The sequence below is a fragment of the Streptomyces sp. NPDC030840 genome (assembly GCF_055572015.1).
The window spans coordinates 177,324-202,332 of the sequence record NZ_JBVIEE010000005.1 but is presented as its reverse complement, the minus strand read 5'-3'; the positions used below and the strand labels follow the sequence as shown (position 1 = coordinate 202,332).

Sequence of the window (25,009 nt, the reverse complement as noted above, 5' to 3'; positions counted from 1 at the left end):
CGTGCTTCTTCCACCCTGCGCCCGTCCCACACACCACCGACAGGGCCGGTCGGGCCACACCGGCGGCAGTCGGCCACGGGAGCCGTTGTGCCCGTCGTCCCGTCCGGCCGGGACGGTCAGGCCTCCGGTCCGGGATCGGGTCGGCGTGTCAGGTCGGCTGCGGTACGACGGCGACGGGGCAGGCGGAGTGGTGCAGCATCGTGTGGGCGACGCGACCCAGCTGGAGTCCGAAGTGCCCCTTCTGGCGCCGGGCGCCGACGACGAGCAGGTCCGCGGTGGCCGAGGCGTCGAGCAGTGTCCTGCGGGCGGAGCCCTCGGCGGTGCGGCGGTGCACCTTCACGGACGGGTGCTCCGCGGCCACCTCGTTCAGCGCGGCCTCCAGCGTCTCGGCGGCCCGCTGTTCGTGCAGGCGGGCGGGCTCACCGGAGAGCAGGGGGTGGTCGGTCGTCTCGTGCGCGGGGCACCGCCAGGCCCGCACGGCTTCCAGTACGGCTCCCCGTCGCCCCGCCTCCTCGAAGGCGAACCTCGCGGCCGCCGAGCCATGGGACTCCTCGCCGACACCGAGCAGGACGCGCCCGTGCTTCCCGGCCGGAACCCGCTCGTCGTGACGACCGCGCAGCACGATCACCGGGCAGGTGGCGTGGGCGGCCACGGTCAGGCTGACGGAACCGAGCAGGAACTCGGCGATGCCGCCGCGCCCCCGGCTGCCCAGCACCAGCGCGCAGGCGCGTCGTCCCTCCCGTACCAGCGCGTACTCCGGTTCCTCGGCCAGTACCTCGGTGGACACCCGCAGGTCCGGCTGCCGGGTGCGCGCCCGCCGGGCGGCGCCGTCGACGATGCCGTCGGCCAGCACCGTCTCGGACGGCCTGCCGAGGTCCTCGGCCAGCGCGGCGCCTTCGTACCACTGCCACAGTGAGGCGTGCACCAGCCGCAGCGGCACCCCGCGCAGCACGGCCTCGTCGGCAGCCCACTCGACGGCCCGCAGGCTCTCTTCGGAGCCGTCGACGCCCACGACCACGGGGAGTTCGAGGGGCTCCCCGGATGCTCGTACGTCCGCTGCCTTCATGATCGTTCCCTCCTCGGGACGCGCTTGACGGGTCAGCCGTGCGCGATGACGGCGACGGGGGCGGTGGCGTGGTGCAGGACGGCGTGCGTGACGGGCCCGATGTGGGCGCCGAGGGGCGAGCGGCGGATGCGACGGCCCACGACCACCAGGGAGGCCTCACGGGAGGCGTCGACCAGGTGGTTGGCGGGGCTCCCCCAGTGGGACTGCTCGACGACCTCGACCGCCGGGAACCTCTCCCGCCAGGGGCGCAGGACATCGCTCAGGGCGGCCGCGTCCTGCTTGGTCAGGTCGTTGTGCAGTTCCACCTCCACCGAGAGGGCGTACGCGTAGTACGGCGGTGGGTTCCAGCCGTGCACGACGACCAGGGACGTCTCGCGCCGCAGCGCGGCCTCGAAGGCGAACTCGATCACCGCGTGGTGCGGGTGGTCGGTGTCGAGGCCGAGGACGACGGGCCGGTACGGGGCCGCGGTGGAGGGGATGCCGGCCGGGTCCATCGCGTGCTCGTCCGTGGCCTGCTCCCCCGCGCGGACCAGCACCACGGGCGTCTCCGCACGGGCGACGACCATCTGGCCGACGGAGCCCACCAGGAAGCCGCCGATGCCGCTCAGACCGCGCGAGCCGAGGACCAGCAGGTCGGAGTCCTTCGCGACCCGGGTCAGCACCTCGCCGGGCCTGCCGCTGATCTGCTCCACCGTCACGTCCACCCCGGGATGACGCAGCCTGAGGCCCTCGGCCGCTTCCCGGGGGATGCGCTCGCTCCAGTGCTGCTGCGTCTCGGCGCCGAGAAGCGGTGCCTGGGCGATGGGCTCGGGCACGGGCTCCCAGACGTGGACGAGCTTGAGGGGCAGGCCGCGCAGCTTCGCCTCGCGGGCCGCCCACTCGGCGGCGGCCCTGCTCTCGGCGGAGCCGTCGAAGCCTGCGACAACGGTGTGGACCATGGTGTCTGCCTCCTGACCGGGGATCTGAGTCCAGCTTCGCGGTGCGTGACTTCCCGGTGCAGGGGCCGCAGGTCCCCGGCGTGGGCCGAACGGCCCTCAGTCGCGCAGCCGCGGTATGCGGCTGTCCTGGCCGGGTCGTGCCGCTGCCGCGGAGCGCGCCTCCGAGACCGACACCGAGCCCCTGTTTCCGGTCGGTCGGCGCATCACTCGCCGATGTCCTCAGCGCCGTGATCCGCCGGCGCCGTGATCCCGACGTGGCGCGCGTGACGCGGCGAGATGTCCGTCGGCGCAGGCCTCATCCGCGTGCGCGTGGTGACCGGTGGCGTTGAGCTCGACGCCGCACGCGTGTGCGCGGCGGAGGTGCCGGCCACCGGCGAGTCGCCCGCCAGGCGAGCTCTAGCGCTCGTCGGCGGGCCTGCCTTCGCCGGCCATGAACCTCCAGACCAGGCCGTGCCCCAGCATGACGAGCAGGATCAGCAGAACCGCCTCGGCCTGGATCGGCTTCAGGTCCACGATGTCCGCGAGCTCGGGTCTCACGCCCACCACCGCGATCAAGGCGTAGAACAGAGCCGCCACCGCCTGCGCGAGGGTCAGGAACACGGGGGAGCCGTCCGGGCGAGTACGCCCGGTCAGACGCAGCATCGACACACAGCCGATCAGGGCGAGCGCCACGAAGCTGGCCCGCCAGATTTCCGGGGTCTCCATACCGCCGACCTGCGCGAACAGGCCCATCAGCGCGGGAAGCAGGAAGGAGATGTAGATACCGCCGACGATGTGGCGCAGCTGCGGGTCGCGCAGCCACTCCTGGTGTCCCCGGACCACGTTCCACCACAGGCCGACCAGCGTGAAGCAAGTGGCCGAGAAGAGTGCGTAGAACGTGCTGACATCCACTGGGCCTCCCACCTCGGGATTCGCACGTCCGCCGCCGGGTCGCCTCGAACAGGTCGCGGTCCGGCGACACGGCCCTCCTAATGGGGCCCGTGCGGAGTGGAGTGAGCGTCTCACGCCGACGCCGCCGCCTTGGCGAACCAACACTCGCCTCACACTCCAACGGACGGCGCGCAGGTGACGGCATGTGCCACCCCACCTCGGTTTTTGTGTGACGGATTCTCACAAAAAGTAAGGCGATAATTCAACGTATTTGGTTGCTCTGTCTACAACTACCGAACGGTTTATGGTGGGTTTTAAAACAGGTCTGGGCTGTAAGAGATTGAGGTAGGAGTCATGGGCCAGTTCAGCGAGAACGGTTACACGTCGTACAAGGCCGTGGCGGACGGAAATCGCGCTGCGGCTCTCGCGCACACTACTTCGCCGTTTCAAATCGACGTCCGATTCGTCATGGGGCTGAGCACCCATCACAAGAATGCCTTCGCCGAGGCTGCCGATCGCTGGGCCAGGGTCATCGTCGGTGACCTTGAAACCGCGATCGTGCGGGACTTCAGTGGCACAGTCGTTGTGGACGATCTCCTGATCGACGCCGAAGGCGTGCACATGGACGGTGTGAGTGGTGTTCTCGGTGAGGCGGGGCCGACTCGCTTCCGTCCCGATACCGCCGCTACCGGTGCGGGGCTGCCGGCAAAGGGAATCATGCGGTTCGACATCGCGGATCTGGACCGCATGGATCAGGACGGCATCCTCGTCGATGTCATCACTCATGAGATGGGCCACGTCCTTGGTATCGGAACGCTGTGGGCTTCCTTCGGTCTCCTCAAGGACTTTCCCGGTGTCAATCCGACCTTCGTGGGTCACGACGCGATGGACGAGTTCGGGAGCCTGCTGGGGAACGGACGGCCTGCTCCGGTGCCCGTCGCGAACGTGGGTGGTGCGGGCAGTGCCGGTGGTCACTGGCGTGAGACGGTCTTCGACAACGAGTTGATGTCGCCGAACATCGGCGGGCAGAACAATCCACTCAGTCGGTTGACTGTGGCGAGCTTGGCAGATCTTGGTTACGTGGTGGATCTGGACGCCGCGGAACCGTACGAGCTGCCAGACCTGCTGGAGATCGCCAGGTCCGGTCGTAGTCTCACCGAAGTTCCCACGCGGACGGTACTCCCGACGGTCCCGTCGAGGGTTCCCACCGAACGACCTTAGAAACGATCAGGGGCCCCGGTCTCACCCACGGTGATCCAAGGCCCTGATCTGCGACGACGGAGCGGACTCCAGTCGGGACGACAGGATTTGAACCTGCGACCCCTTGACCCCCAGTCAAGTGCGCTACCAAGCTGCGCCACGTCCCGATGCACCACCGCGGGTGTCCCGCGTGAGCACGCGCTGAGAACTTTACCGCACGTGGGGGGCCGTCTCGACGGGGGCGTGGGCGCGGGACAATCGACTCATGAGCGGGACACGACGTACGAGCGGGACGGAGCGGGCCAGGGGCCCGGAGGGCCGGGGCGTCGGGGGGCGTGACCGGGACACGGAGGGGCGGGCGCGGAACGCTCGGCCGCGGGACGGGCTGGGGCGGCCCTTGCCGTACGGCGCGGACGGGGTGGAACGGCAGCCGGAGGGCGTCGTACGCGGTCCCGAGGACACCGTCGCCGAGGCGCAGGCGCTGCTCGACGCGGGCAAGCCGTTCCACGCGCACGAGGTCTTCGAGGACGCGTGGAAGTCGGGGCCCGGCCGTGAACGGGCCCTGTGGCGCGGGCTGGCCCAGCTCGCGGTGGGCCTCACGCACGCCGCCCGGGGGAACGCGACGGGCGGGGCGCGCCTGCTGCGGCGGGGCGCCGGGGCCGTGGAGGAGTGGGCGGCGGTGACCGGGGAGCCGCGTCCGTACGGGATCGATGTGCGGGGGCTCGGGGACTGGGCGCGGGAGCTGGCCGGGGTGGTGGAGCGTGACGGGGCGGTGGTGGACGCCGGGGCGTGCGCGCCGCGTTTGCGTGGTGGTGGGCCGGAGTAGGCGCGTTCTCCCGGTCGTGGGCCGGGGGCCTGGTGCCGGACTGTCAGTGGGGTGCGGCAGACTCGGGGCGTGCGAAAGATTCATGTCATCGGCATCGGGGCGGGCGATCCCGACCAGCTGACCCTGCAGGCGGTCAAGGCGCTGAGGAGCACCGACGTGTTCTTCATCCTGGACAAGGGCGAGGTGAAGTCGGACCTCGTCCAACTGCGCCGTGACATCCTCGACGCGCACCTACCGGAGGGGACGTACCGGCTGGTCGAGGCACGTGACCCGGAGCGGGACCGCGGTGCCGGGGGCTCCGCGTACTCCCCCGCCGTCGGTGACTGGCGCAGTGCCCGCGCCGGAATCTACGAGCGGCTCATCGCCGAGGAGCTCGGCGAGGACGAGAGCGGCGCGTTCCTGGTGTGGGGTGATCCCGCGCTGTACGACAGCACGCTCGGGATCCTGGAGGAGGTCCTCGGCCGGGGCGCGGTGGCGTTCGAGTACGACGTCGTGCCGGGCATCAGCAGTGTGTCGGCCCTCGTCGCCCGGCACCGCACGGGGTTGAACCGGGTGGCCCGGCCCGTCCAGATCACCACGGGCCGCCGCCTCGCCGAGGGGTTTCCCGAGGGGGTGGACGACGTGGTGGTCATGCTGGACGCCCACCAGGCCTTCCGGCAGTACGCGGACAGCGACGAGGACATCGACATCTACTGGGGGGCCTACATAGGCACCCCGGACGAGATCCTCGCCTCGGGCCCGCTCGCGCAGACGGCCCCCCGCATCGAGCGCCTCCGCGCCGAGGCCCGTGAGCGCAAGGGCTGGATCATGGACACGTACCTGCTCCGCAGGCATCCGCGGGGACAGGGCGGTACCGGAGAACGGGGCCGCTGAGGGGAAGCCGGGGAAGCCAGGGAAACCGGGAGGAGGCCGGCGGACACCGCGGTGCGCGGTGCCGGGACCCCGGCGGGCGGGCAGGCAGGCACGCCGCGCGGGCAGCGGGACCAGCACCGCCGCGGCCGCGCTGCGCGCCCGGGCATCCACCGCGCCCCCGGCGTTCCGGCCACCGCCTGCGGCCGGACTTCGCCCCCCGGCGGGACAGGCACGCCCCGCACACGCAGGCCGACCGAGCGCGGCCACCGTCACGGCGGGCCGGGGCGGAGGCCGAGCCGGGACAGGGCCCCGGGTACGTCCGGTACCGCGGACACTCCCGGCGGCAGCGGCGGCCGCCGTACGACGACGACCGGCAACCCGAGATCGCGGGCGGCCACCAGCTTCGCCGCCGTCGCCTCTCCCCCGCTGTCCTTGGTGACGAGGACGTCGATGCGGTGCTCGCGCAGCAGCGCCCGCTCGCCGTCGGCCGTGAACGGGCCGCGTGCCAGCAGTACGTCCGTGTGGGGTGGCAGCGGCGGCTCGGGGGCCTCCACGGACCGTACGAGGAAGTGCAGCGCGGTCAGGCCGGCGAAGGCCGCCAGGCCCAGACGGCCGGTGGTGAGGAAGACACGGTGGCCGAGGGACGGGAGGAGCGCGGCGGCCTCGGTGAGGGAGGCCGCCGGGTGCCAGCGGTCGCCGGGGCCGGGGCGCCAGCCGGGCCGGCGCAGGACCACTGCGGGAACGCCGGTGGCCGCGGCGGCGCGCGCCGCGTTCGCGGTGATGGCGGTGGCGAAGGGGTGCGTGGCGTCGACGACCGCGTCGGCCTCGTGCTCGCGCAGCCAGGCCGCCAGGCCCTCCGCTCCGCCGAACCCCCCGACGCGGACGTCCCCGGCCTGCGCCTGCGGACGCGCCACCCGCCCGGCGAGCGACGTGGTCACCCGCACACCGGGGTGCGCCGCGAGCGACGCCGCGAGCTCACGCGCCTCGGTGGTACCGCCCAGGACGAGGACGTGCAGGCCCCTGCGGGAAGGCGGGCGGAGGGGGTGACGGGAGCGCGGGGGCATGACGTCGAGCGTACGGGCCCGTCAGTGGACGAGCAGCTGCACTGCGCCCACCACCGTCGCCGCGATGACGAGTTGCTCGAAGAGGCGCTGGTTGATGCGGTTCACCGCCCACTTGCCGAGGAGAGCCCCCGGCACCACGAACACGGCGAGGGCCGCGTCGAGGAGGAGCGACGGGCCGTCGATCAGGCCGAGGCCGGCGCTGAAGGGCACCTTGGACACGTTGACGATGAGGAAGAAGAAGGCGGACGTGCCGAGGAAGCCGAGTTTCCGGAAACCGGCCGAGAGCAGGTACATCGACATCACGGGGCCGCCGGCGTTCGCGACCATCGTGGTGAAGCCGCCGAGGACACCGTACGACCGGGCCCTGACGCGGCCGGCCCGTGTGGTCACCTCGTCGGGGTCCTCCTCCTTCTCGGCGGTGCGGCGGCGCCAGACCGTGACCGCGGCCATCAGCAGCAGGATCGCCCCGATCGAGGTCCGTACGATCCCGTCGTCCGCCCACAGCAGGAACACCGTGCCGAGGACGACGCCCGCGCCGACGGCGGGGAACAGCCGCCAGAGGGTGGGCCAGTGGGCGTGCCGACGGTAGGTCAGCACCGCGAGGACGTCCCCGACGATCAGGATCGGCAGCAGGACGCCGGTCGACGCCCGGGCGGGCAGGACGGCCGCGAAGATCGCGAGGCTGACCGTGTTGGCTCCGCTCACGGCTGTCTTGGAGAAGCCGACGAGCAGGGCCGCGAAGGCGAGCGCGGCGAATGCGGCGGGAGTTATGTGCCAGAGCGTCATCGTGTTCATGCGGGAACCGATGCTATGCCCACCCATCTCGGCGCGACAGGACCGTCTCGGCAGGTGGCCCCTGCCCGCGCCCGGGCGACGCACCGTGGACCGCCGCCCGGCTCCCTGGGAAGATCGCCCGGGTACCTTCGCCGACGCAGCTGGAGGAGACATGGCCGACTCACGCGAGCACACCGTCGCCGGGACCGCGGGAAGCGTCGTCGTACGGGAGTGGCCGTGCGAACGGCCGCGCTACGTGGCGTTGCTGGTCCACGGCTACGGCGAGCACATGGGCCGGTACGAGTACGTCGCCGGCGTGCTCACCGCCCACGGTGCCGCCGTGTTCGGGCCCGACCACATGGGGCACGGCAGGTCGGCGGGCGACCGGGTGCTCATCGAGGACTTCGAGGACGTGGTCACCGACGTGCACGCGGTGGAGGAGCTGGCCCGGGCCGCGTGTCCCGGGGTGCCCGTCGTGCTGATCGGGCACTCCATGGGCGGGCTCATCGCGGCGCGGTACGCCCAGCGGTACGGTACCGGGCTCGCCGCGCTCGTCCTGTCCGGGCCGGTGCTCGGCGCCTGGGAGCTGCCGCGCACGCTCCTCGCGTACGACGAGCTGCCGGACGTGCCGATCGACACGGGCCTGCTGTCCCGCGACCCGGAGGTCGGTGCGGTGTACGCGGCTGATCCGCTGGTGTGGCACGGCCCGTTCAAGCGGCCGACGTTGGAGGCGATCGTCCGCGCGCTGGAGACGATCTCGAAGAACGGGGACGTCGGCCGGCTGCCCCTGCTGTGGGTGCACGGCGACGACGACAGGATCGTGCCGCTGTCCGGCAGCCGTACGGGCATCGAGGAGCTGCGGGGCTCCGACTGGGTGGAGCGTGTCTATCCGGGCGCCCGGCACGAGGTGTTCAACGAGACCAACAAGGACGAGGTGCTGGCGGACGTGACCGGGTTCGTGGACCGGGTCCTGCTGAGCTGAACCTCGCCCCGCCGCCGCTACAGGGTGGACAGCGCGGAGGGCGTGCCGAAGCGGACGGTGACGCCGGGCGAGTAGAGCACGCTGACCGGTGGCTCCGTCATGGGCGGCAGGCCGGCGGCCACGAGCAGGCCCTGGTCCAGGTCGAGCAGGTCCGCCCGGTGCAGCGGCCATGGCGCGTGCTCGTTGGGCAGGTGGACCGTGCGGCCGTGCCAGGTGACGTGCAGGCCCCAGCGGGCGGTGAGGAACTGTTCCAGCGGTGTGGGCTCCTCTATGGGGGCACCGGTCCTCACCACGGCGCGGTTCGCCGGCCCCGGGCTGCCCGCGGGCCCCCGGCGGCGACTGGTGTAGGTGATCACATCGCGCTCGCGGCGCAGTCGCATCCTCGACCACGTGTAGGGCAGGCGTACGCCGACCCGGCCCACCAGCACGGGGATGAGCCGGGCGGCGTCCAGGGAGCGGAACACGACGCCGCGTCTGCCGTGGTCGTCCACCGAGTACAGCCGGACGTTCGTCTCGCAGAACGTGCCGAGGTACGGCAGGCCGGGGCCCGGCCCCAGGCCGACGCCGCGCATCAGGAAGGGGACCAGGCCGACGTAGGTGACCCCGTCGAGGGTGTCCGGGCGGGTGCCGGGCGGCAGGAGCCCGGCCACCGCGTCGGGATGCACCGGCCAGTGCAGGAAGGTGAGCTCGTGCCAGCCCTGCACGAGTGTCGGCCGCCGCACGGGCCGCGGCGTGGACAGGGTGATCGGCTCGGTCTCCATACCACACCTCTCAACACGGCCGCCTCACCGGGATGTTCCCCGTGTCGGCTCCTTCGTCAGGCCGCGGTGTAGCCGAGCTGGCGCCTCATGTAGGGGGTCATGAGGGTCTTCGACTTGGCGAGGGTGGCGGTGCGGCTGCCGAGGACCGCGGTCTCGCCGCCCGGCACGGGCAGCATGGTCACTCCGTCCGCCGGGCCGAACGGCACGATGAGCGGGGTGCGGTGGATGGGCCGGTACAGGCGGGGCTCCTTGCGGTGCTTGCCCGAACTGCGGAGGTGGGCGCGGATGTTCCAGGCGGCGAGGTCCGCCTGGGCGAGCGCGGCCGGGGTGATCTTGAGTTCGGTGGCGTCGTTGACGTCGCCGACCGCGAACACGTCCAGATGCCCGTCGACCCGCAGTGTCCGGTCGACCTTCACGTGCCCGGCCGGGTTCAGCCAGCCGCCGTGCCCTCCCAGCCGCAGCCAGAGCGTGTTCGGCGTGGTGCCGGTCGCCCAGTAGGAGAGGTCGGCCTCGATGACGGTGCCGCGCGCGTCGCGGTAGGTGCCGAAGTCGTTTCCGGGGGACATGAAGGAGTCGAGCCGTACCTCCACGTCGTGGGACTCCAGCCAGGCCTGCGCCTTGCGGCCGGCCCGTGCGCTGCCCGTGCGGTTGAGCAGCGCCGGTCCTGAGTGGGCGAGCGTGACCCGGGCGTCCGGCCGGGCCAGGCGTATCTCGGCGCTGAGCTCGACGCCGGAGGGCCCGCCGCCGACGACGAGGACGTGTTCGGCGCCCGCGATGTTCCGCTGGTGTTCGGCGAACGACTTGGCCGCCTCCTCCGTGGTGGAGCCGGCGAAGCGGGCCGGTTCGGGGTAGTCGGCGCCGGTGGCGATCACCACCACGTCGTAACTGAGCCGCTCGCCCGTGGCCAGCACCACCTGCCGCTCGGCGGTGTCGACACGGACCGCCTTGCCCACGGCCACGCGGCCGTTGCGGAGCAGCCGGTCGTACGGAATGAAGGGGGTCACCGTCCAGGGCCGGTGCACTCCCGCGCGCAGGGAGGCGATGCGGTGGAAGAAGACCTCCTTGCGGTCCACCAGCGTGACCCGTGCCATTCCGTCCAGCCGTTTCGCGAGCCGGACGCCCGCGTAGCCGCCGCCGATCACCACTACGTCGCCGTCATACACACCGATTCTCCTGTGCTGTGGGGGGTGCGAGTGGCACCGCGGACGGGCCGCTGCCGTCCACTCGATTGCCGGTGAGCGTAACGCTTGAGACTTAAAGATTTTCCTGGAGCCGCGTGTGGGTTCTGTGAAGTGACAGCGCGCGTGCCGGCGTATGCCCTGGCACACCGGGAACGGTGGCGGGCTCCCCCCGGGGGACGCCGTGTTTTCCCCCATCCGTCCTGGGCACCCGCGCCGGCATGGAGTGGTTGCGGAATGCGGCCTGCGTGGGCGAGGACCCCGATCTGTTCTTCCCCGTGGGTACCTCGGGTCCGGCTGTCAGGGACATCGCCGCCGCCAAGCGCGTCTGTTCCCGCTGTCCGGTGATCAGCCAGTGCCTGTCCTGGGCGCTCAGCAGCGGACAGACGACGGGCGTGTGGGGCGGCCTGTGCGAGGAGGAACGCGCCGCGCTGCTCCGTACCGCCGGGACCCACGTCCCGGCCCGGCACGAGATGACGAGGAGTAACGCACGATGACAGCGGTGACGAGTACGCTCCCCGAGCCCGCCCTCCGGGCCACCGGGGAGGCCCTGCAGGACACCCTCGTGGATCTGCTGGGACTCTCACTCATCGGAAAGCAGGCCCACTGGAACATCGTGGGCCCGAGGTTCCGCTCGATCCACCTCCAGCTCGACGAGGTGGTGGACACGGCCCGTTCGTACGCCGACGCGGTGGCCGAACGTGCGGCGGCACTCGGCATCGCACCCGACGGCCGCCCGGAGACCGTCGCGACGCGGTTCGCCCTGCAGGGCCCGAAGGACGGGTGGCTGCGCGACAACGAGGTCGTGCATCTCCTCGTCGCGGCGCTGGAGGAGGCGATCGGGCGGCTGCGCACCCGGATCGAGACGACCGAGCACACCGACCGGGTCACCCAGGACCTGCTGATCTCGCTCACCGCCGAACTGGAGAAGCAGCGCTGGATGTTCCAGGCCGAGGACTTCCCGCGCGAGGGCTGAGTCCGACGCCCGGCGCGCAGCACGAAAGGGGCACCCCATGACCGACGCCCTCGAACTCGACGCGCTGTGGGACGAGTTCCACCGCGTGGTGAACATGACCTCCCAGGAACTGGCGGCGTGGCTGCGGGTCCGCGACGCCGGCGAGGCCGACGAACCGCTGCCCGAACAGGCGGGCACGCCCACGGGCCAGCACGTCCTGGCGATCCTGCAGAAGCGGCGCACGGACCTCACCGACGACGACATCCGGGTGATGTACAAGGTGGTGGACACGGTCACCGCGCAGCAGGACGAGGAGAACGAACCGGAGGCCGAGGACACCGCCCGCCGCCACCGGCTGATGACCCTGGGCCACGACCCGCTCAAGCCGCCGCAGTAGGAGCGGCGACCGTGCGGAGAGGAGCGGGACCATGGGCAGTGACCGCGTGGTCGAGGAACTCGTCGCCACTCAGGGACGCACATACGCCGAGGAGGCCGGCATCCGGCTCAGGGACACTCCCCAGCCGCTGTACCGCCTGCTCGTGCTGGCCTGTCTGCTGAGCGCCCGGATCCGCGCCTCCGTCGCCGTCGAGGCCGCGCGGGCCCTGTACGACGCCGGGATGCGCGACCCCCGCCGCATGGCGGACGCCACCTGGCAGCAGCGGGTCGACGCGCTCGGCCGCGGCGGCTACCGCCGGTACGACGAGCGCACGGCCACCCAGCTCGGTGAGGGCGCCGAGCTGGTGAGGGAGCGCTGGGGAGGCGACCTGCGGCGCCTGCGGGAGGAGGCCGGCGGGGACGTCGGCGAACTGGGCCGTCTGTTGCGGGAGGTGCCCGGCATGGGCCCGGCAGGCGTCTCCATCTTCCTGCGGGAGGTCCAGCGGGTCTGGCCGGAGGTGGCCCCGTACCTCGACGAGAAGGCCCTGTCGGGCGCCCGCCGGCTCCACCTCCCCGACGATCCCGGCAAGCTGGTGCGGCAGGCCAGCGGCACCGAACCTGCCGTCCTGGCGGCCGCGTTGGTGCGGGTGGCGCTGGACAGGAAGCTGGCCGAGGACTGTCTGCGCCGCGCCGCGTGAACGGCTGCCGCGCGGGCCCGGTACGGACGGCACTCCGCTCACGCCCCCGCCGGGCACGGTCCGGCGGGGGCGTGAGCGCTGCGTCACCGCAGCAGCCAGCCCCCGTCGACGTTGAGGTTCACCGCGTTGACCGAGCGGTTGCCGAGCAGGAAGTCCACCGCGTCGACCACGTCCGCCATGGTGGCCAGCCGGCCCGTGGGCGTCCTGGCGATCAGGGCGTCGTGGGGCTTGTCCGACCAGTACGGGCTGTCTCCGACGACGCCCGGGTGGACGGCGTTGACGCGGATGGGGGCGAGTTCGGTGGCGAGGGTGTTCACCAGGCCGGTCACGCCCGCGTTGACCGTGGCCACGGTGGTGGCGCCCGGATAGGGCCGCTCCTTCGCCTGGCCGCCGAACAGCACGATGGCGCTGTCGTCGTGCAGCCGCGACCGGAGGGCGTGCACGACCTCCGTGTAGCCGACGAGTTTGAGGGTGACGAGGTGGATGGCCGCGTCGATGTCGTACGCGGTGACACGGTTGTCGTCGCGGGAGACGCCGGCGATGACCAGGTGGTCGACGCGGCCCACCTCCGCGAGCGCACCCGCCGTGTCGTGCGGCCTGGACAGGTCGAGGCCGAGGCCGCGGGCCGCGCCGACCTCCTTGGCGACGGTGGCGGCCCGGTCCGCGTCGCGCCCGGTGAGGACGACCTGGTCACCGCGCTCGGCACGGCGGCGGGCGAACTCCCGGCCGATCCCGGACGTACCGCCGATGACGACGACGCTGCTCACGGTGTCCCCTCCGTCATGCCCTGCGGCTCCTGTGACCCTTGCGGCGCCCGTGACTTGCCCAGCGCCTCACGCAGGTACTCCCAGTCCCTGGTGAACCGGTACGAGTGCCGTGACGGCGGCTGCGGGGCCTGTGTCTCCAGCCAGCGCACCGGCGTGTCACCAGCGTTGGAGAAGCCGTGTACGCAACCGGCGCCCGCCCAGGCCGTGTCGCCGGGCCCGAGCAGGTACGTCTCGCCGTCGAAGGTGGCGTTCACGGCGCCTTCCAGGATCAGATACGTCTCCTCGAAGGGGTGGTCGTGTGCGCCCGCGACGCCGTCGGGGGCGTACTGGACCATGAACATGGTCGAGGCCACCGCGCCGAGGTCGCTGTCCACCATCATCTTCACCGTGATCCCGCTGTAGACGAGCAGCGCGGTGCGCATGCTCGCCGACACGGCGAGGAGGTCCTGGGACTGTTTCCCGGGGTCCATCTGCGCGGCCTCGAAGTGGCCGAACGAGCGCGTGCGGGGGTCGCGGACGTCGATGCGCGCCGGCTCGTGCTCCGCCAGCGCGGGCACGGCCTGGGTGTCGTACCCGTAGCGGGCGCGTGGCACCGGCGCCAGCATGTCGGCCCAGCGGGCGGCGGTGTCCCCGGCGCCGCGCCAGGCGTGCGGCACGCCCGTCGGGAGCAGCCCGTAGTCCCCCTCTTCGAGGACGTACGAGCCGTCGGGCACGTCGAGGACCACGCTCCCGGACAGGATGTGGAAGCTCTCCTCGTACGAGTGGACGTGCGCGCCCACCCGGCCGTCGGGCCGCAGCTCGCACAGTCCGAAACCGGTGTGGACGCTGCCGTCCTCCTCGCCGATGACGGCCCACCGCCGGAAGCCACCGCTGTCGTGCGGCAGTCGGGGTGCTTCGGCGGCGCGCCGCACCACATGGTTGGTCATGCCTGCTGCTTCCTCGCCTCCGTGGCGGCCACCAGCCGGTCGCGGGACTCCTCCACCAGGTGGCGGGCGCGGGCGACGTCGGCGAGGAGCCGGCCGTCGCGTTTGTGGACCACGCCGTCGACGATGACCGTGTCCACGTTGGACACGTCGGCGCAGAGGGTGACCGCGGCCACGGCGTCGTGCACCGGCACCATGTTGAGCGCGGTGGCGTCCAGGGCGACCACGTCGGCGCGTTTGCCGGGGGTGAGCGAGCCGGTGCGGTCCTCCAGGCCGGCCACGTGGGCGCCGTTGAGCGTGGCGATCTCCAGCATCTGACGTGCCGTCAGCATGGTGCTGGGCACGGGCAGGTTCGCGTGCCAGCAGTCGGCGTTGACCCGGGCCCGTTCGGCGCCGAAGGCGGCGCGGATCTGGGTGAACATGTCGCCGGGCACGGTGGTGACGACGTCGATGCTCAGGGACGGCCGCAGCCCGTGTTCGATCGCCTGCATCACGGGGGGCCAGCCGTGCCCCATCTGGGTCTCGACCTGGGCGGCGATGGAGACGGTGCCGCCGCTGTCGGCGACCATCCCCCACTCGTCCTCGTGGAGGTGGCAACAGTGGACGTAGGTGGTGTCGGGGCCGAGCAGGCCGAGGTCGTGGAGCTGTCTGACCATGCCGAATCGGCCGGCCAGCCGGCCCATCGCGACGTGCACGGTGATGGGGATGCCGAGTTCGCGCGCGAGGCCCCACTCGGAGGTGACGACCTCGTTGGTGCAGAAGCCGGGTCCGCGGGTGGCCAGGGCCATGGTCAGCAGGCCGCTGTCGGAGGCGAAGTACGTGGTGCGGATGCGGCGTACGTCGTCGCCCGGGATGGCGATCTTGCTGTCGAACCAGTAGTCGGAGAGCGAGGTGTTGGCGCTGCCGTAGGCGTACTGGGCGCGGATGCCGGTCTCGGTGAGGGCCTGGATCGCGGCGTCGGGGTGCTCGGGGGTGTTGTTGATGTGGGACCAGTCGACGAGCGTGGTGATGCCCGCGTTGAGGCATTCCAGGGTGCCCGCGAGGTTGCCCGCGTACACGTCCTCGGGGGTGTAGACGGGCGCGAACGTGTCGAGGACGTCCACGAAGTAGTCGTCCAGGGTCGCGTCGGGGGCGCAGCCGCGGATGGGCGCCTCCCAGGTGTGGCGGTGGGTGTCGACGAAGCCGGGGATCACGATCTTCCCGGTCATGTCGAGGACTTCGGCGTCCACGTCGGCGTCGATCGCGCGCTCGACGGCCGTGATCTTTCCGTCCTCGATGAGGACGTCGCCCTGGGGCAGGTCCCCGATGGCCGGGTCCATCGTCAGGACGTGGCCCGAGCGCAGGAGCATCCGGTGGGTCATCGCCTTTCCTCCCAGGGTGTCTTCGGTACGGGTGGGGTGGGGGGGTACGGCTCGGGACAGGGGCCGGGCTCAGTACGCGGCGAGAGCGCGCACGGTGACCACGACCTTGTCGACGGTGGGTATCACCTGCTCCTCCAGCGCGTCCGCGAACGGCAGCGGGACGCACTCCCCCGCGACCCGTCTGACCGGCGCGTCCAGCAGGCCGAACCCCTCGTCGGCCACGATGGAGACGAGTGTGCCGCCCCAGCCGCCCTGGTACGGGTTCTCCTCGACGGTGACGAGGCGCGAGGTCCGGGCGAGTGAGGCGAGGACGGTGCTCATGTCCAGGGGGACCAGGCAGCGCAGGTCGACGACCTCGGCCTCGATGCCGTACTCCGCCAGTCGCCCTGCGGCTTCCAGAGCCACCGGCACCATCGAGGCGAGGGCGACGAGCGTGACGTCACCGCCTTCGCGGACCACGGCGGCGCGACCCAGTTCGACGAAGTGGTCCGGTGGCGGGGGCGCGCCCTTGGACGCCAGGAGTCCCTTGTGCTCGAAGAAGACCACCGGGTCGTCGCTGCGGATGGCGGCCGCCATCATGCCGATCACGTCGGCTGGCGTGGCCGGTGCGGCGATCTTCAGGCCGGGGATCGTGAACGCCCAGTTCTCCGTGGCCTGCGAGTGCTGGGCACCGAACCCGAGGCCGCCGCCGTTCGCGGTGCGCACCACGAGCGGCACCGTGACCTGACCGCCCGTCATATAGCGGACCTTCGGGATCTCGTTGGCGAGGTAGTCCCAGCAACAGGCCAGGAAGTCGGAGAACATGATCTCGGCGACGGGCCGCATCCCGGTCATCGCGGCACCCATCGCGGCGCCCACGATGGCCTGTTCGGAGATGGGCGTGTCCCACACCCGCTCGGGCCCGAACTCCTCCCGCAGCCCGACCGTCGTCTTGAACACCCCGCCCGCGGCGCCGATGTCCTCGCCGAGGCACACCACCGCCGGGTCGCGCCGCATCTCACGCGCGATGCCCTCGGCGACCGCCTCCCGGTAGGTGATCCGCCGCTCGGTGGCCGGCCCGCCGTCGATCACGTCCGCCATGCCGCACCTCCGTCCGCCCACACGTCGGTCAGCGCCTCGCGCGGATCGGGTCCTGGCGCGGCCTTCGCGGCGTCCACGGCCCGCTGTACGACGTCACGTGCGCGCTCGTCCGCGTCGGCGAGGGTCTGCCGCGGCACCCCCAGCTCGGTGAGGCGCCCGCGCGCGAGGTCCAGGGGGTCGTGCTTCAGCCACCGCTCGACCTCCTCGGCCGGCCGGTAGGTCGCCGGGTCGGCCCGGCTGTGCCCGAAGTGGCGGTAGGTCCCGGCCTCCAGCAGGGCGGGCCCGTCTCCAGCCCGGGCCCGCTCCGCCAGCCGGAACACCGCGTCCCGGACGAGCACGACGTCGTTGCCGTCGACGACCTCGCCGGGGATGCCGTAGGCGCACGCCCGGTCGGCCGCCGGCCGCGCGACCGCGGTGACGTCGGCGATGGGCGTGTACTCCATGTACAGATTGTTTTCACAGACGAACAAAACGGGCAATTGCCACACCGCCGCCAGGTTGAGGGCCTCGTGGAAGGCTCCGATGTTCGTGGCGCCGTCCCCGAAGAAGGCCACCGCGACCTGGCCGGTTCCCCGCAGCCGTGCCGACCAGGCGGCTCCGACCGCCATCGGCAGGTGGGCGCCGACGATGGCGTACGAGCCGAGCATGCCGGTGGAGGCCTTGGTGAGGTGCATGGAGCCGCCCTTGGCCCGGCACAGCCCGGTGGCCCTGCTCATGAGCTCGGCGAGGCACTCCTCGGGCGTCGCGCCGCGGGCGAGGGCGTGGTGGTGGCCACGGTAGGTGGCGAACACGTAGTCGTCGGCGCGCAGGGCGGCGCTCGCCCCGACGGCGATCGCCTCCTGTCCGGCGGCCAGGTGGGTGGTGCCCTTGACGAGTCCGGACAGGAACAGGTCGTGGGCGGCCTTCTCCGTACGGCGCACGAGGACCATGCGCTCGTACAGGGTGAGCAGCTCCTGCACCTGGTCCCTCACCTGAGTAGTCATCAGGCGCTCCCGTTCCTGCGGGTGTTGAGGTGGGACTGGGCCTCGCGGCGGGTGTTGAGCTCGCCGCCGACCGTCCAGTACTTGCGGCCCGCGACGAGGAGTTCCTCGGCGGGGAACTTGGTGATGACCTCGCAGCCGTCGGCGGTGACGACGACTTCCTCCTCGATGCGCGCGGCCGACCAGCCGTCGGCGGCCGGCCAGTACGTCTCCAGCGCGAACACCATGCCCTCTTCGAGGACTTCGGGGTGGTCGAGGGAGACGAGGCGGCTGAAGATGGGCTTCTCCCAGATCGACAGGCCGACCCCGTGGCCGTACTGGAGCGCGAAGGCGGCCGTCTCGTCGGGGAAGCCGAACTCCTCGGCGCGCGGCCACACCTGGACGATGTCGGCGGTGGTGGCGCCCGGGCGCACCAGGGCGATGGCCTCGTCCATGTACGCGCGGCAGCGGACGTAGGCGTCGCGCTGTGCGGTGGAGGCACTGCCGACGGCGAACGTGCGGTAGTAGCAGGTGCGGTAGCCGAGGTGGCTGTGCAGGATGTCGAAGAAGGCGGGGTCGCCGGGGCGGATCAGGCGGTCGCTGTAGACGTGGGGGTGCGGCGAGCAACGCTCGCCGGAGATCGCGTTGACCCCTTCGACGTACTCGCTGCCGAGGTCGTAGAGGACCTTGCTGACGAGCCCGACGCACTCGTTCTCGCGGACGCCGGGCCGCAGGAAGCCGTACAGCTCCTCGTAGGCGGCGTCGACCATCGCGCAGGCCTGGGTGAGCAGGGAGATCTCGTCGCGGGTCTTGGTGCGGCGGGCGGCGAGGAAGACCTGCTGGCCGTCGACGACGTCGATGCCCTGGGCGCGCAGGGCCATGAGGACCGGCATCTCGACGAGGTCTACGCCGAGCGGCTCGTTCGCGAGGCCGTGTTCGCGCAGCACGGTGGCGATCTTGGCGGCGACGTCCCCGGCGATCCCGGCGTCCGGGTGGAAGGCGCCCCGGAGGGTGGAGATGCCCGCACGGGCGCCGGTCGGCGGGCCTTCCTTGCCGTCGCTGTAGTCCAGCCACGGGTTGTAGAGCTGGTGGTGGCGTGCGGCGGAGCCGAAGTCCCAGACGATCGGTTCGCCGCCGCGCACGAGGAGCGCGAAGCGGATGAGCTTGTCCATGGCCCAGGTGCCGATGTGGGTCGCGGACATGTAGCGGATGTTGGCGAAGTCGAAGCTGAGCACGGCTCCGAGGGAGGAGTCGTTCAGTGCGCCGTGCAGCCGGGACAGGCGCTCCTTGCGCAGCCGGTCCAGGTCGATGCGCTCTTCCCAGTCGACGGCGTTGGGTCCGAACGTGCGGATCGCCATGGCGACCACCCCCACTCCGGAGTCAACGACCACATGGAGGCAGTGTCAAGTGGTACTGAACACGAACCAGACGCCGACGGCGGGTACGTCGCCGTCGTTGCGGTAGCGGTGCGGGGTCGTCGACTCGAAGCACACCGCGTCGCCGGGGCGGACGGTGTAGTCCTCGAATCCGAGGGTGAGGACCAGCTCGCCGGAGGTCAGGTAGCCGTACTCGGTGCCCGCGTGCCGCATCAGCCCGCCGGAGCCGGACGAGGAGCCGCCGGGGCGGTAGGTCACGAGCAGGAAGTCCACGTCCGTGCCCGGGACATGACCGAGTCGCTCCCATACGACCCCCGAGTCCAGCTCCAGCGTCTCGCGCTCTCCCGCCCCGACCAGCGGCCCGATGCGGCGGCCGGGGTCCGCGGCGAAGGCGGCCAGGGCGTGGAGCACGGCCGGGGGCGCGGCGGAGGCGGGGGCCACGGGAGCCGTGGGGACGGTCTCCCGCGCGTCGAAGAGCGCCTCCACGGAGATCGAGAGCGCGGTGGTGATCGCGTACAGGGTGCTGACCGACGGCTGGCTCTTGCCGGTCTCGATCTGGGAGACGAGGCTCGCGGACACCCCGATCTCACGGGCCAGCGCCCGCAGGCTCATCCCGCGCTCCACGCGCGCCTGCCGGATGCGCGCCCCGACGGGCGGCACGACCGCAGGGGGCACGGTGACTCCTCTCGGCAGACGGCTGCTGTACAGCTCCATTGAACAGGACGGCGGGCACCGGCGGCGGCGCGCCGCGCGACCTACGGAGCGATCACCTCACCGACGAGCGAGAGGCTCCCCGCCGGCCGCGGGGAGCCTCTTCGGGCTACGCCTTCCCTGCCGTCCCCGCGCGCCCTCGCCGGTAGGCGAACCAGCCCGCCGCGGTGAGCAGCGCGGCCACGGAGGCCAGGGTCAGGACCGTGACGCCGGTGGTGGCGAGGCTGCCTCCGGTGGTGGTCGTGCCCGAGGTGGAACCCGGACCGGACGTGGAGCCCGACCCGCCGCTCGCGCCTGCGGTGTCCCCGCCGCCCGTACCGCCGCTCCCCTCGTCGGTGTCCACGGGGTCCTGGCCGACGAAGCTCACGGGCACCTTGACGTCCTGCGAGCGGTCGCCGGAGAGGGTGTGGTCGGCGCGGGTCGCCAGGACGCAGGTCGCCTCGAAGCAGTCGGTGAACTCGTCCTTCGCGTCCACGGTGAGCTCGACCTCGAAGGTGCCGCCGTCGCCGTAGGGGATCGCCAGTTCCTCGCCGTAGTCGGGCGGGTGGGAGGAGATCCACGCGGAGGAGTGCGAGGTGCCGGTCATGTCGACGCCGCCGACGCACGGCGTGGGCAGTTCTCCGCCGCCGTTGTCGACGCACAGGGCGACGTAGACGCCCTTGTCCTCGTCGTAGCCGGAGCCGGTGATCCTGAGGGTCTGGTCCTCGGTGGCGAGGTTGTTGACCGGGGTGACGGTGAGTTTCTGGCCCTCGGGGCCGGTGACGGTCTTCGTACCGGAGGGGGCGGCCTCCTCGTCGCCGTCTCCGTCGCCCCCGCCGCCGCCATCGCCGTCGCCGGACCCCGTGACCGTCAGGGTGACCGGTGGGGTGCGGGTGGTTCCGGCGGTGTTGGTGAACACGGCACGGTACTCGTAGCCGTCGTGCGCCACCTTCGCCGTGAAGGAGTAGGCGTTCTTCGTCGCCCCCTCGACCGCGGACCAGGTCTGGCCGCCGTCGCCGCTGACCTGCCAGCTCACCGTGGGCTCCGGTGCGCCCTCGGCGGCGGCGACGAAGGTGACCTCGGCACCGGGGGCGACGGTCCGGTCCGTCGGGGCCTGGGTGACCTTCGGGGACATGCGGCGGTCGAGCCTGGTGACCTTGCCCTCGGCCGGGCTGGTGACGTGGACGGCGGTCCCGCCCGGGGTGACGGCGACGGCGGCCTGGCCGGTCTGGCCGTGGTTGCCGGGCAGTCGGGCCGGCTCGGCGGCCCGCTCGTAGGTCTTCGTGTCGTACACCGCGAGGGAGCCGTTGTTGTCGCCGCCGGTGCTCGTGTCACCGCTGTCCTGCCACACCACGAAGGCGCGGCCGGTGATGGTGTCGAAGGCGACGTCGGCCGCCCGGTCCTCGCCGTCGAGGGTCTTCACCAGCTTCGCGTCCTTGTCGTAGACGAGGACGGAGTTCTCGCTGCCCACCCAGACGTTGCCGGTGGCGGGGTCGGGGGCGATGAACCAGAGGCTTCCGGCCGGGAGCCCGGCCGAGGCGGTCACCGTGAACGTGCCGGTGTCGACACGGCTCAGCCGCCCGCCCGGGAAGCCGGTCCAGGCCGCCTCGCGGGCCGTGTCCACGCCGAGCCGGGTGCCGCCGTCGAGGGTCAGGGCGCGCTCGACCGTACCGGTGGCGGTCTCGATCTCGGAGAGGGCCGCGCCCTGTTGCACCAGCACGGTGGAGGAGTCGGTGCCCGGCCCCGCCGCGGTGACCGCCCCCGGCGCGGCGAGCCAGATCCCCTTCGCCACCGTGTCGCCGTCCTTGGCGGTGCCGATGCCGCGCAGCGGGTAGTGGAAGACCACTCCGTCACCGGGAAGCGGGGCGATGACCTGCGGGACCCTGCGGGCGCCGAGTGTGCCGCCCGCCCCGGGGGCCTGGGAGATGTGGCTGCGGACCGCGCCATCGCCGGCGTCGAGGACGTACAGGCCCTGCTCGTTGACGTCCGCGGTGTCGGCGATGTTGTCGGCGCCGACGTAGAGCTTCCCCGACTCGGGGTGCACCAGGACGTCCAGCGGCTTGCCGGCCGACGTGAACTCGGCCCCCTTGACGTAGCTGACGGTGCCCGCCGGGACGTCGACGCCGTCGCCGCCGTCGTTCCCGCCGCCGGGGTCCTGGCCCTCGAAGGTGACGGGGATGCGGACGTCCTGGGAGCGGTCGCCGGCGGCGCGGTGGTCGACACGGGTGACGACCGAGCAGGTGACCTGCGCGCAGTCGAGGCCGCCGTCCCTGGCCTCGACGTCGATCTCCACGTCGAAGGTACCGCCGTCGCCGAAGGGGAGGGCGAGCTCGCCCTCGTTGGGGTCGCCCTGGGGGACGATCCACTTCGAGGCGCTGCCGCTGCCGGTCTGGTCGGCGCCGCCGAGGCAGGGGGTGGGGATGCGGTTGTCGCCGTTGTCCTTGCAGAGGGCGACGTAGATGCCCTTGGCCGGGTCGTAGCCCTCGCCGGTGACGCGGAGCGTCTCGCCGTCGGGGTCCAGGTTCGCGGACGCGGACACCGTGAGTTTCTGCCCGTCCTCGCCGAGCGCCGTCCTCGGCGTGTCGGCGGCCTGCGCGGCGGAGCCCACGGCGACGGAGGCGAGCACGAGCCCGGCGGCACCGAGGAGCGCGGCCGGGCGTCCGCGCCTGGTGCGCGTGCTGGTGGCACGACCCGGCCGGGACGGGGCCGACGTGTCAACTGCCATGGAATGGTCCTCACTTGCCGGGCGCGCCCGGCACCCGGGGAGACGTCGAGGGCCGGGCCCCGGTGACGCGGGGCCCGGCCTGAGAGGCGGTTACTGGAAGGCGATCGGTACGTGGACGTCGTACTTGCGGTCGCCTGTGTCGAAGTGGTCGGCGCGCGTGACGACGGCACAGGTGACGTCCTCGCCGCAGACGCTGCCGTCCTCGAGGGTGGCCTTCACGTAGATCCGCACGCTGAACGTGCCGCCCGTACCGAACTTCGAGCTGTTGGCGAACATGCCGCCGAAGGTGTTGTTGACCCAGTGCGAGGCGCCGGTCGAGCCGGACTCGTCCTGACCGCCGAGGCAGGGGGTGGGCTTGGCCGCGCCCTGCGCCCCGTCGACCACGCACAGGCCCACGTAGACGCCCTGACCGGTGTTGTAGCCGGAGCCCGTGACCGTGATGACCTGGCCCGCCGCGGCGGCCGTGCCGGGCGAGGTCAGCGACAGGTTGTAGGTGGTGCCCCCGTCGGTGACCGTGCGGGTCGAGGTGGCGGCGGAGGCCGAGGTGGCCAGGCCCAGCGTGAGCGCGGCGGAGGCCGCGAGGGCGAGGCCCGCGCGGGCGGCGGTACGGGCGGGCGGCAGAGGTCTCATGGTCGGAGGGGCACCCTTCTCGATGCGGAGCGCAAACTTAGGTAAGGCAAACCTAAGTATGAAGTCCGTGAGGTTGTCAACAGCGAGGCGAGTCACCAACTCGCCTTCCTGTGACGGAAATTGGCGCACCTAGGGATGCCGGACGGCATACTCCGCCGTGGCGGCACCGCCACCCGACACGGTGCGCAGCTCCACCGCGTGGGCACCCTCGGCCGCCGTGGAGTACACCGGGAACTCCTGGGACACGCGCCCCGAGTCGTCCGCCACCACGTCGTAACGGGTGTCGTCGTCGATCGCGACGAGCACCACCTCTCCGGGTTCGAATCCGGCGCCCGTGACCAGCTGTTCGCCGCCCGGCTCGACCGCCGGGTGAGCCACGGCCGCCGAGAGGGGCGCCGGTTCGGCGCGCTGCCGTGACTCGGGGTCCGGTTTCGGCTCGGACTCCGGCACCGGCTCCGGCACCGGCTCCGGCTCCGGCTCCGGCTCCGGCTCCGGCACGGGATCGCTCGGTGGCGCCGGGGCCGGCTCCCCTTTGCCGCTCGGCAGGCCCACGGTGACGTCGAGCGGGGCGAGTTCGCCGCCTTCCTCGTACGGCGCCCCGGTCCAGGAGGAGAACAGTTCGGCGCCCTCGGCCGTCAGCGCGACGCGCAGACCGGTCCAGGTGGCCCCGGCGCCGCGTACGACCGGTGATGCCTCTCCCAACCGCACGTCGGCAAGGACGAGTTGGCCAGTACGTCCCGCGAGTTCCGTGCGTGCGCGGAGTGTTCCCGCCCCGTCGTCCAGGCGCAGCCGCAGGGCGTCCAGGGTCAGGGTGCTGGACGTCCTCCGTTTCACGGAGAGCTCCAGCCCACCCGCCAGGTCCACGGTCGCGCCGCCGGACGCCGGGTCGGCGGTGCCGCCGGTCACGGGCAGCCAACTCCGGCCTCCCGCACCTGAGACGGCGGGTTTCCCGGCGGTCGCCGAGACACCCTCGGCGACCGCCCAGCTCGCGTACCCTCCCGACACCTCGCGCGGAGCCTGGACACCTTCTTCGGCTGCCGCCGGCGACTGGCAGAGGAGGGCCATCAGCACCCCTCCGGCCAGGACGGCGGCGCCCACTCTTCTGTTCATCTCGTCCCCTGGTCCATGACGCACCGGTTCACGGCACGCGGGTTCATGACGCTTGTCCGGTTCACTTCGCCGGCATGGGTTCAGTTCGCCGTCGCTCCACCGCGCCGTCGGCGCGCCCACAGCCAGGTCAGGCCGCCGGCGGTCACGAGGCCCGCCGCGGCCAGCCCGACGGGCAGGGCGGCCCCGCTGCCGGTGCCGGCGAGCGGGCCGTCCGAGGCGCTTGTGCCGGTTCCGGTGCCGTCGGCCGAGGTCGTGCCGGTGCCCGCGGTCGCGTTCGCCGACGGCTCACCCGTGCCGCCGCCGGCGCCGAAGGTCACCGGGATCCGGACGGTCTGGCTCTGGTCGCCGCCCCGGGTGTGGTCGTTGCGGGTGATCACGGCGCAGGTCACGCCGGACCTGGTGCAGTCGGTGTTGGCGTCCTTGGCGCGCACCTTGATCCGCACCGAGAAGGAGCCGTTGTGCCCGCTCCCCTCGTAGGGCGTGGCCAGCCCCTCCCCGTACGAGGGAGGGTTGGAGGAGACCCACACCGAGGCGCCCGACTCCCCCGACATGTCGACGCCGCCGACACAGGGCGTGGGTGTCTTCCCCGCGCCGTTGTCGACGCAGAACGCCACGTAGACGCCCTTCTCGGTGTTGTAGCCCGCCCCGGTCACTGTCACCGTCTCGCCCGCCTCGGCGAGACCGGACGCCTTCGAGACGGTCAGTTCCTGCCCCTCGGGGCCGGTCGCCGAGCCGGCGGCGGCCGCCGCGCCGGGCGCAGCCGAGAGCACCAGGGCGCCAGCGAGGGCGAGCGTCGCCGGTCCGGCGCGCAGAGCCCGTACGCCTCTTCCACACATGTGTGCCAGCCCC

The 25,009-nt window shown here is 72.3% G+C and carries 26 protein-coding genes and 1 tRNA gene; 8 read left to right on the top strand and 19 right to left on the bottom strand.

All coding sequences use genetic code 11. From position 1 onward, the window contains the following. Positions 1-148: 148 nt before the first annotated feature. The 3 genes from ACZ49J_RS13890 to ACZ49J_RS13880 all read right to left on the bottom strand — a co-directional run bounded on the left by ACZ49J_RS13890 (position 149) and on the right by ACZ49J_RS13880 (position 2,895). Positions 149-1,066 carry a universal stress protein gene (locus ACZ49J_RS13890; RefSeq protein WP_467447870.1) on the bottom strand — a complete coding sequence of 306 codons (918 nt, stop codon included), beginning with the start codon at positions 1,064-1,066 and terminating at the stop codon, positions 149-151. A 32-nt stretch (positions 1,067-1,098) separates the two neighbouring features. Continuing rightward, positions 1,099-2,004 carry a universal stress protein gene (locus ACZ49J_RS13885; protein ID WP_467447869.1) on the bottom strand — a complete coding sequence of 302 codons (906 nt, stop codon included), beginning with the start codon at positions 2,002-2,004 and terminating at the stop codon, positions 1,099-1,101. A 396-nt stretch (positions 2,005-2,400) separates the two neighbouring features. Next, the gene (locus ACZ49J_RS13880; RefSeq protein ID WP_467447868.1) at positions 2,401-2,895 is read right to left on the bottom strand and encodes a hypothetical protein; all 495 of its coding nucleotides are present in this window, start codon (positions 2,893-2,895) and stop codon (positions 2,401-2,403) included. 333 nt (positions 2,896-3,228) lie between these two features. Between ACZ49J_RS13880 and ACZ49J_RS13875 the strand changes: the two genes are divergently transcribed. Continuing rightward, positions 3,229-4,095, top strand: a complete 867-nt coding sequence (locus ACZ49J_RS13875) for a leishmanolysin-related zinc metalloendopeptidase (RefSeq protein ID WP_467447866.1) — start codon at positions 3,229-3,231, stop codon at positions 4,093-4,095. A gap of 72 nt (positions 4,096-4,167) precedes the next feature. On the opposite strand, the gene ACZ49J_RS13870 is transcribed toward ACZ49J_RS13875, so the two are convergent. Next, positions 4,168-4,241, bottom strand: a tRNA-Pro gene (locus tag ACZ49J_RS13870). Between the two features lie 98 nt (positions 4,242-4,339). On the opposite strand from ACZ49J_RS13870, the gene ACZ49J_RS13865 reads away from it, so the two are divergent. After that, positions 4,340-4,900, top strand: coding sequence for a DUF309 domain-containing protein (locus ACZ49J_RS13865; protein ID WP_467447865.1), 561 nt, complete (start codon positions 4,340-4,342; stop codon positions 4,898-4,900). 69 nt (positions 4,901-4,969) lie between these two features. Further along, complete coding sequence (gene cobF / locus ACZ49J_RS13860) at positions 4,970-5,773, top strand: precorrin-6A synthase (deacetylating) (RefSeq protein ID WP_467447864.1); 804 nt, start codon at positions 4,970-4,972, stop codon at positions 5,771-5,773. A 248-nt stretch (positions 5,774-6,021) separates the two neighbouring features. On the opposite strand, the gene ACZ49J_RS13855 is transcribed toward cobF, so the two are convergent. Together ACZ49J_RS13855 and ACZ49J_RS13850 are read right to left on the bottom strand one after the other, a co-directional pair. After that, positions 6,022-6,816, bottom strand: coding sequence for a cobalt-precorrin-6A reductase (locus ACZ49J_RS13855; protein ID WP_467447863.1), 795 nt, complete (start codon positions 6,814-6,816; stop codon positions 6,022-6,024). A 21-nt stretch (positions 6,817-6,837) separates the two neighbouring features. Then, on the bottom strand, positions 6,838-7,611 hold the full coding sequence (locus ACZ49J_RS13850) for a sulfite exporter TauE/SafE family protein (RefSeq protein ID WP_467447862.1): 774 nt from the start codon (positions 7,609-7,611) through the stop codon (positions 6,838-6,840). A gap of 151 nt (positions 7,612-7,762) precedes the next feature. On the opposite strand from ACZ49J_RS13850, the gene ACZ49J_RS13845 reads away from it, so the two are divergent. Next, on the top strand, positions 7,763-8,572 hold the full coding sequence (locus tag ACZ49J_RS13845; RefSeq protein WP_467447861.1) for an alpha/beta hydrolase: 810 nt from the start codon (positions 7,763-7,765) through the stop codon (positions 8,570-8,572). Positions 8,573-8,589: 17 nt separating this feature from the next. On the opposite strand, the gene ACZ49J_RS13840 is transcribed toward ACZ49J_RS13845, so the two are convergent. Together ACZ49J_RS13840 and ACZ49J_RS13835 are read right to left on the bottom strand one after the other, a co-directional pair. Continuing rightward, positions 8,590-9,333, bottom strand: coding sequence for a YqjF family protein (locus ACZ49J_RS13840; RefSeq protein ID WP_467447860.1), 744 nt, complete (start codon positions 9,331-9,333; stop codon positions 8,590-8,592). A gap of 56 nt (positions 9,334-9,389) precedes the next feature. Beyond that, positions 9,390-10,496 (bottom strand): NAD(P)/FAD-dependent oxidoreductase, encoded by a 1,107-nt coding sequence (locus ACZ49J_RS13835; RefSeq protein WP_467447859.1) that lies wholly within the window; start codon positions 10,494-10,496, stop codon positions 9,390-9,392. A gap of 236 nt (positions 10,497-10,732) precedes the next feature. On the opposite strand from ACZ49J_RS13835, the gene ACZ49J_RS13830 reads away from it, so the two are divergent. From ACZ49J_RS13830 to ACZ49J_RS13815, 4 genes are read left to right on the top strand one after another with little or no spacing between them, the layout of a single operon-like run. Then, on the top strand, positions 10,733-11,008 hold the full coding sequence (locus ACZ49J_RS13830) for a WhiB family transcriptional regulator (RefSeq protein ID WP_467447858.1): 276 nt from the start codon (positions 10,733-10,735) through the stop codon (positions 11,006-11,008). Then, positions 11,005-11,487, top strand: a complete 483-nt coding sequence (locus ACZ49J_RS13825; RefSeq protein ID WP_467447857.1) for a Dps family protein — start codon at positions 11,005-11,007, stop codon at positions 11,485-11,487. The genes ACZ49J_RS13830 and ACZ49J_RS13825 overlap by 4 nt, the downstream gene beginning before the upstream one ends. Before the next feature lie 37 nt (positions 11,488-11,524). Next, positions 11,525-11,863 (top strand): DUF3140 domain-containing protein, encoded by a 339-nt coding sequence (locus tag ACZ49J_RS13820; RefSeq protein ID WP_467447855.1) that lies wholly within the window; start codon positions 11,525-11,527, stop codon positions 11,861-11,863. A gap of 31 nt (positions 11,864-11,894) precedes the next feature. Further along, positions 11,895-12,539: an endonuclease gene (locus ACZ49J_RS13815; protein ID WP_467447854.1), complete on the top strand. Its 645-nt coding sequence runs from the start codon at positions 11,895-11,897 to the stop codon at positions 12,537-12,539. 83 nt (positions 12,540-12,622) lie between these two features. On the opposite strand, the gene ACZ49J_RS13810 is transcribed toward ACZ49J_RS13815, so the two are convergent. From ACZ49J_RS13810 to ACZ49J_RS13760, 11 genes are all read right to left on the bottom strand, one after another. After that, positions 12,623-13,306, bottom strand: coding sequence for an SDR family oxidoreductase (locus ACZ49J_RS13810; RefSeq protein ID WP_467447853.1), 684 nt, complete (start codon positions 13,304-13,306; stop codon positions 12,623-12,625). After that, entirely contained in the window at positions 13,303-14,232 is a 930-nt protein-coding gene (locus tag ACZ49J_RS13805) for a cupin domain-containing protein (RefSeq protein ID WP_467447852.1), read from the bottom strand. Before ACZ49J_RS13805 ends, ACZ49J_RS13810 begins: the two co-directional genes overlap by 4 nt. Then, complete coding sequence (locus ACZ49J_RS13800) at positions 14,229-15,590, bottom strand: amidohydrolase family protein (protein WP_467447851.1); 1,362 nt, start codon at positions 15,588-15,590, stop codon at positions 14,229-14,231. Before ACZ49J_RS13800 ends, ACZ49J_RS13805 begins: the two co-directional genes overlap by 4 nt. Before the next feature lie 69 nt (positions 15,591-15,659). Then, positions 15,660-16,670: an alpha-ketoacid dehydrogenase subunit beta gene (locus ACZ49J_RS13795; RefSeq protein ID WP_467447850.1), complete on the bottom strand. Its 1,011-nt coding sequence runs from the start codon at positions 16,668-16,670 to the stop codon at positions 15,660-15,662. Then, positions 16,658-17,653, bottom strand: coding sequence for a thiamine pyrophosphate-dependent dehydrogenase E1 component subunit alpha (locus tag ACZ49J_RS13790; RefSeq protein ID WP_467447849.1), 996 nt, complete (start codon positions 17,651-17,653; stop codon positions 16,658-16,660). Before ACZ49J_RS13790 ends, ACZ49J_RS13795 begins: the two co-directional genes overlap by 13 nt. Further along, complete coding sequence (locus ACZ49J_RS13785; RefSeq protein WP_467447848.1) at positions 17,653-18,987, bottom strand: M24 family metallopeptidase; 1,335 nt, start codon at positions 18,985-18,987, stop codon at positions 17,653-17,655. Before ACZ49J_RS13785 ends, ACZ49J_RS13790 begins: the two co-directional genes overlap by 1 nt. Positions 18,988-19,032: 45 nt before the next feature. Further along, positions 19,033-19,680, bottom strand: a complete 648-nt coding sequence (locus ACZ49J_RS13780) for a helix-turn-helix domain-containing protein (protein ID WP_467447846.1) — start codon at positions 19,678-19,680, stop codon at positions 19,033-19,035. A 145-nt stretch (positions 19,681-19,825) separates the two neighbouring features. Beyond that, entirely contained in the window at positions 19,826-22,420 is a 2,595-nt protein-coding gene (locus ACZ49J_RS13775; RefSeq protein ID WP_467447844.1) for an immunoglobulin I-set domain protein, read from the bottom strand. A 90-nt stretch (positions 22,421-22,510) separates the two neighbouring features. After that, positions 22,511-23,050, bottom strand: a complete 540-nt coding sequence (locus ACZ49J_RS13770; RefSeq protein ID WP_467447843.1) for a hypothetical protein — start codon at positions 23,048-23,050, stop codon at positions 22,511-22,513. A gap of 129 nt (positions 23,051-23,179) precedes the next feature. After that, on the bottom strand, positions 23,180-24,160 hold the full coding sequence (locus ACZ49J_RS13765; RefSeq protein WP_467447842.1) for an HtaA domain-containing protein: 981 nt from the start codon (positions 24,158-24,160) through the stop codon (positions 23,180-23,182). 80 nt (positions 24,161-24,240) lie between these two features. Then, positions 24,241-24,996, bottom strand: coding sequence for a hypothetical protein (locus ACZ49J_RS13760; RefSeq protein ID WP_467447840.1), 756 nt, complete (start codon positions 24,994-24,996; stop codon positions 24,241-24,243). Positions 24,997-25,009 lie beyond the last annotated feature (13 nt).

What these genes read in the sequence shown, in the direction of transcription:
- ACZ49J_RS13890 (WP_467447870.1), bottom strand. Translation starts at nt 1,066, where the DNA reads ATGAAGGCAGCGGACGTACGAGCATCCGGGGAGCCCCTCGAACTCCCC.
- ACZ49J_RS13885 (WP_467447869.1), bottom strand. Translation starts at nt 2,004, where the DNA reads ATGGTCCACACCGTTGTCGCAGGCTTCGACGGCTCCGCCGAGAGCAGG.
- ACZ49J_RS13875 (WP_467447866.1), top strand. Translation starts at nt 3,229, where the DNA reads ATGGGCCAGTTCAGCGAGAACGGTTACACGTCGTACAAGGCCGTGGCG.
- ACZ49J_RS13865 (WP_467447865.1), top strand. Translation starts at nt 4,340, where the DNA reads ATGAGCGGGACACGACGTACGAGCGGGACGGAGCGGGCCAGGGGCCCG.
- ACZ49J_RS13855 (WP_467447863.1), bottom strand. Translation starts at nt 6,816, where the DNA reads ATGCCCCCGCGCTCCCGTCACCCCCTCCGCCCGCCTTCCCGCAGGGGC.
- ACZ49J_RS13850 (WP_467447862.1), bottom strand. Translation starts at nt 7,611, where the DNA reads ATGAACACGATGACGCTCTGGCACATAACTCCCGCCGCATTCGCCGCG.
- ACZ49J_RS13845 (WP_467447861.1), top strand. Translation starts at nt 7,763, where the DNA reads ATGGCCGACTCACGCGAGCACACCGTCGCCGGGACCGCGGGAAGCGTC.
- ACZ49J_RS13840 (WP_467447860.1), bottom strand. Translation starts at nt 9,333, where the DNA reads ATGGAGACCGAGCCGATCACCCTGTCCACGCCGCGGCCCGTGCGGCGG.
- ACZ49J_RS13830 (WP_467447858.1), top strand. Translation starts at nt 10,733, where the DNA reads ATGGAGTGGTTGCGGAATGCGGCCTGCGTGGGCGAGGACCCCGATCTG.
- ACZ49J_RS13825 (WP_467447857.1), top strand. Translation starts at nt 11,005, where the DNA reads ATGACAGCGGTGACGAGTACGCTCCCCGAGCCCGCCCTCCGGGCCACC.
- ACZ49J_RS13820 (WP_467447855.1), top strand. Translation starts at nt 11,525, where the DNA reads ATGACCGACGCCCTCGAACTCGACGCGCTGTGGGACGAGTTCCACCGC.
- ACZ49J_RS13815 (WP_467447854.1), top strand. Translation starts at nt 11,895, where the DNA reads ATGGGCAGTGACCGCGTGGTCGAGGAACTCGTCGCCACTCAGGGACGC.
- ACZ49J_RS13805 (WP_467447852.1), bottom strand. Translation starts at nt 14,232, where the DNA reads ATGACCAACCATGTGGTGCGGCGCGCCGCCGAAGCACCCCGACTGCCG.
- ACZ49J_RS13800 (WP_467447851.1), bottom strand. Translation starts at nt 15,590, where the DNA reads ATGACCCACCGGATGCTCCTGCGCTCGGGCCACGTCCTGACGATGGAC.
- ACZ49J_RS13795 (WP_467447850.1), bottom strand. Translation starts at nt 16,670, where the DNA reads ATGGCGGACGTGATCGACGGCGGGCCGGCCACCGAGCGGCGGATCACC.
- ACZ49J_RS13790 (WP_467447849.1), bottom strand. Translation starts at nt 17,653, where the DNA reads ATGACTACTCAGGTGAGGGACCAGGTGCAGGAGCTGCTCACCCTGTAC.
- ACZ49J_RS13785 (WP_467447848.1), bottom strand. Translation starts at nt 18,987, where the DNA reads ATGGCGATCCGCACGTTCGGACCCAACGCCGTCGACTGGGAAGAGCGC.
- ACZ49J_RS13775 (WP_467447844.1), bottom strand. Translation starts at nt 22,420, where the DNA reads ATGGCAGTTGACACGTCGGCCCCGTCCCGGCCGGGTCGTGCCACCAGC.
- ACZ49J_RS13770 (WP_467447843.1), bottom strand. Translation starts at nt 23,050, where the DNA reads ATGAGACCTCTGCCGCCCGCCCGTACCGCCGCCCGCGCGGGCCTCGCC.
- ACZ49J_RS13765 (WP_467447842.1), bottom strand. Translation starts at nt 24,160, where the DNA reads ATGAACAGAAGAGTGGGCGCCGCCGTCCTGGCCGGAGGGGTGCTGATG.
- ACZ49J_RS13760 (WP_467447840.1), bottom strand. Translation starts at nt 24,996, where the DNA reads ATGTGTGGAAGAGGCGTACGGGCTCTGCGCGCCGGACCGGCGACGCTC.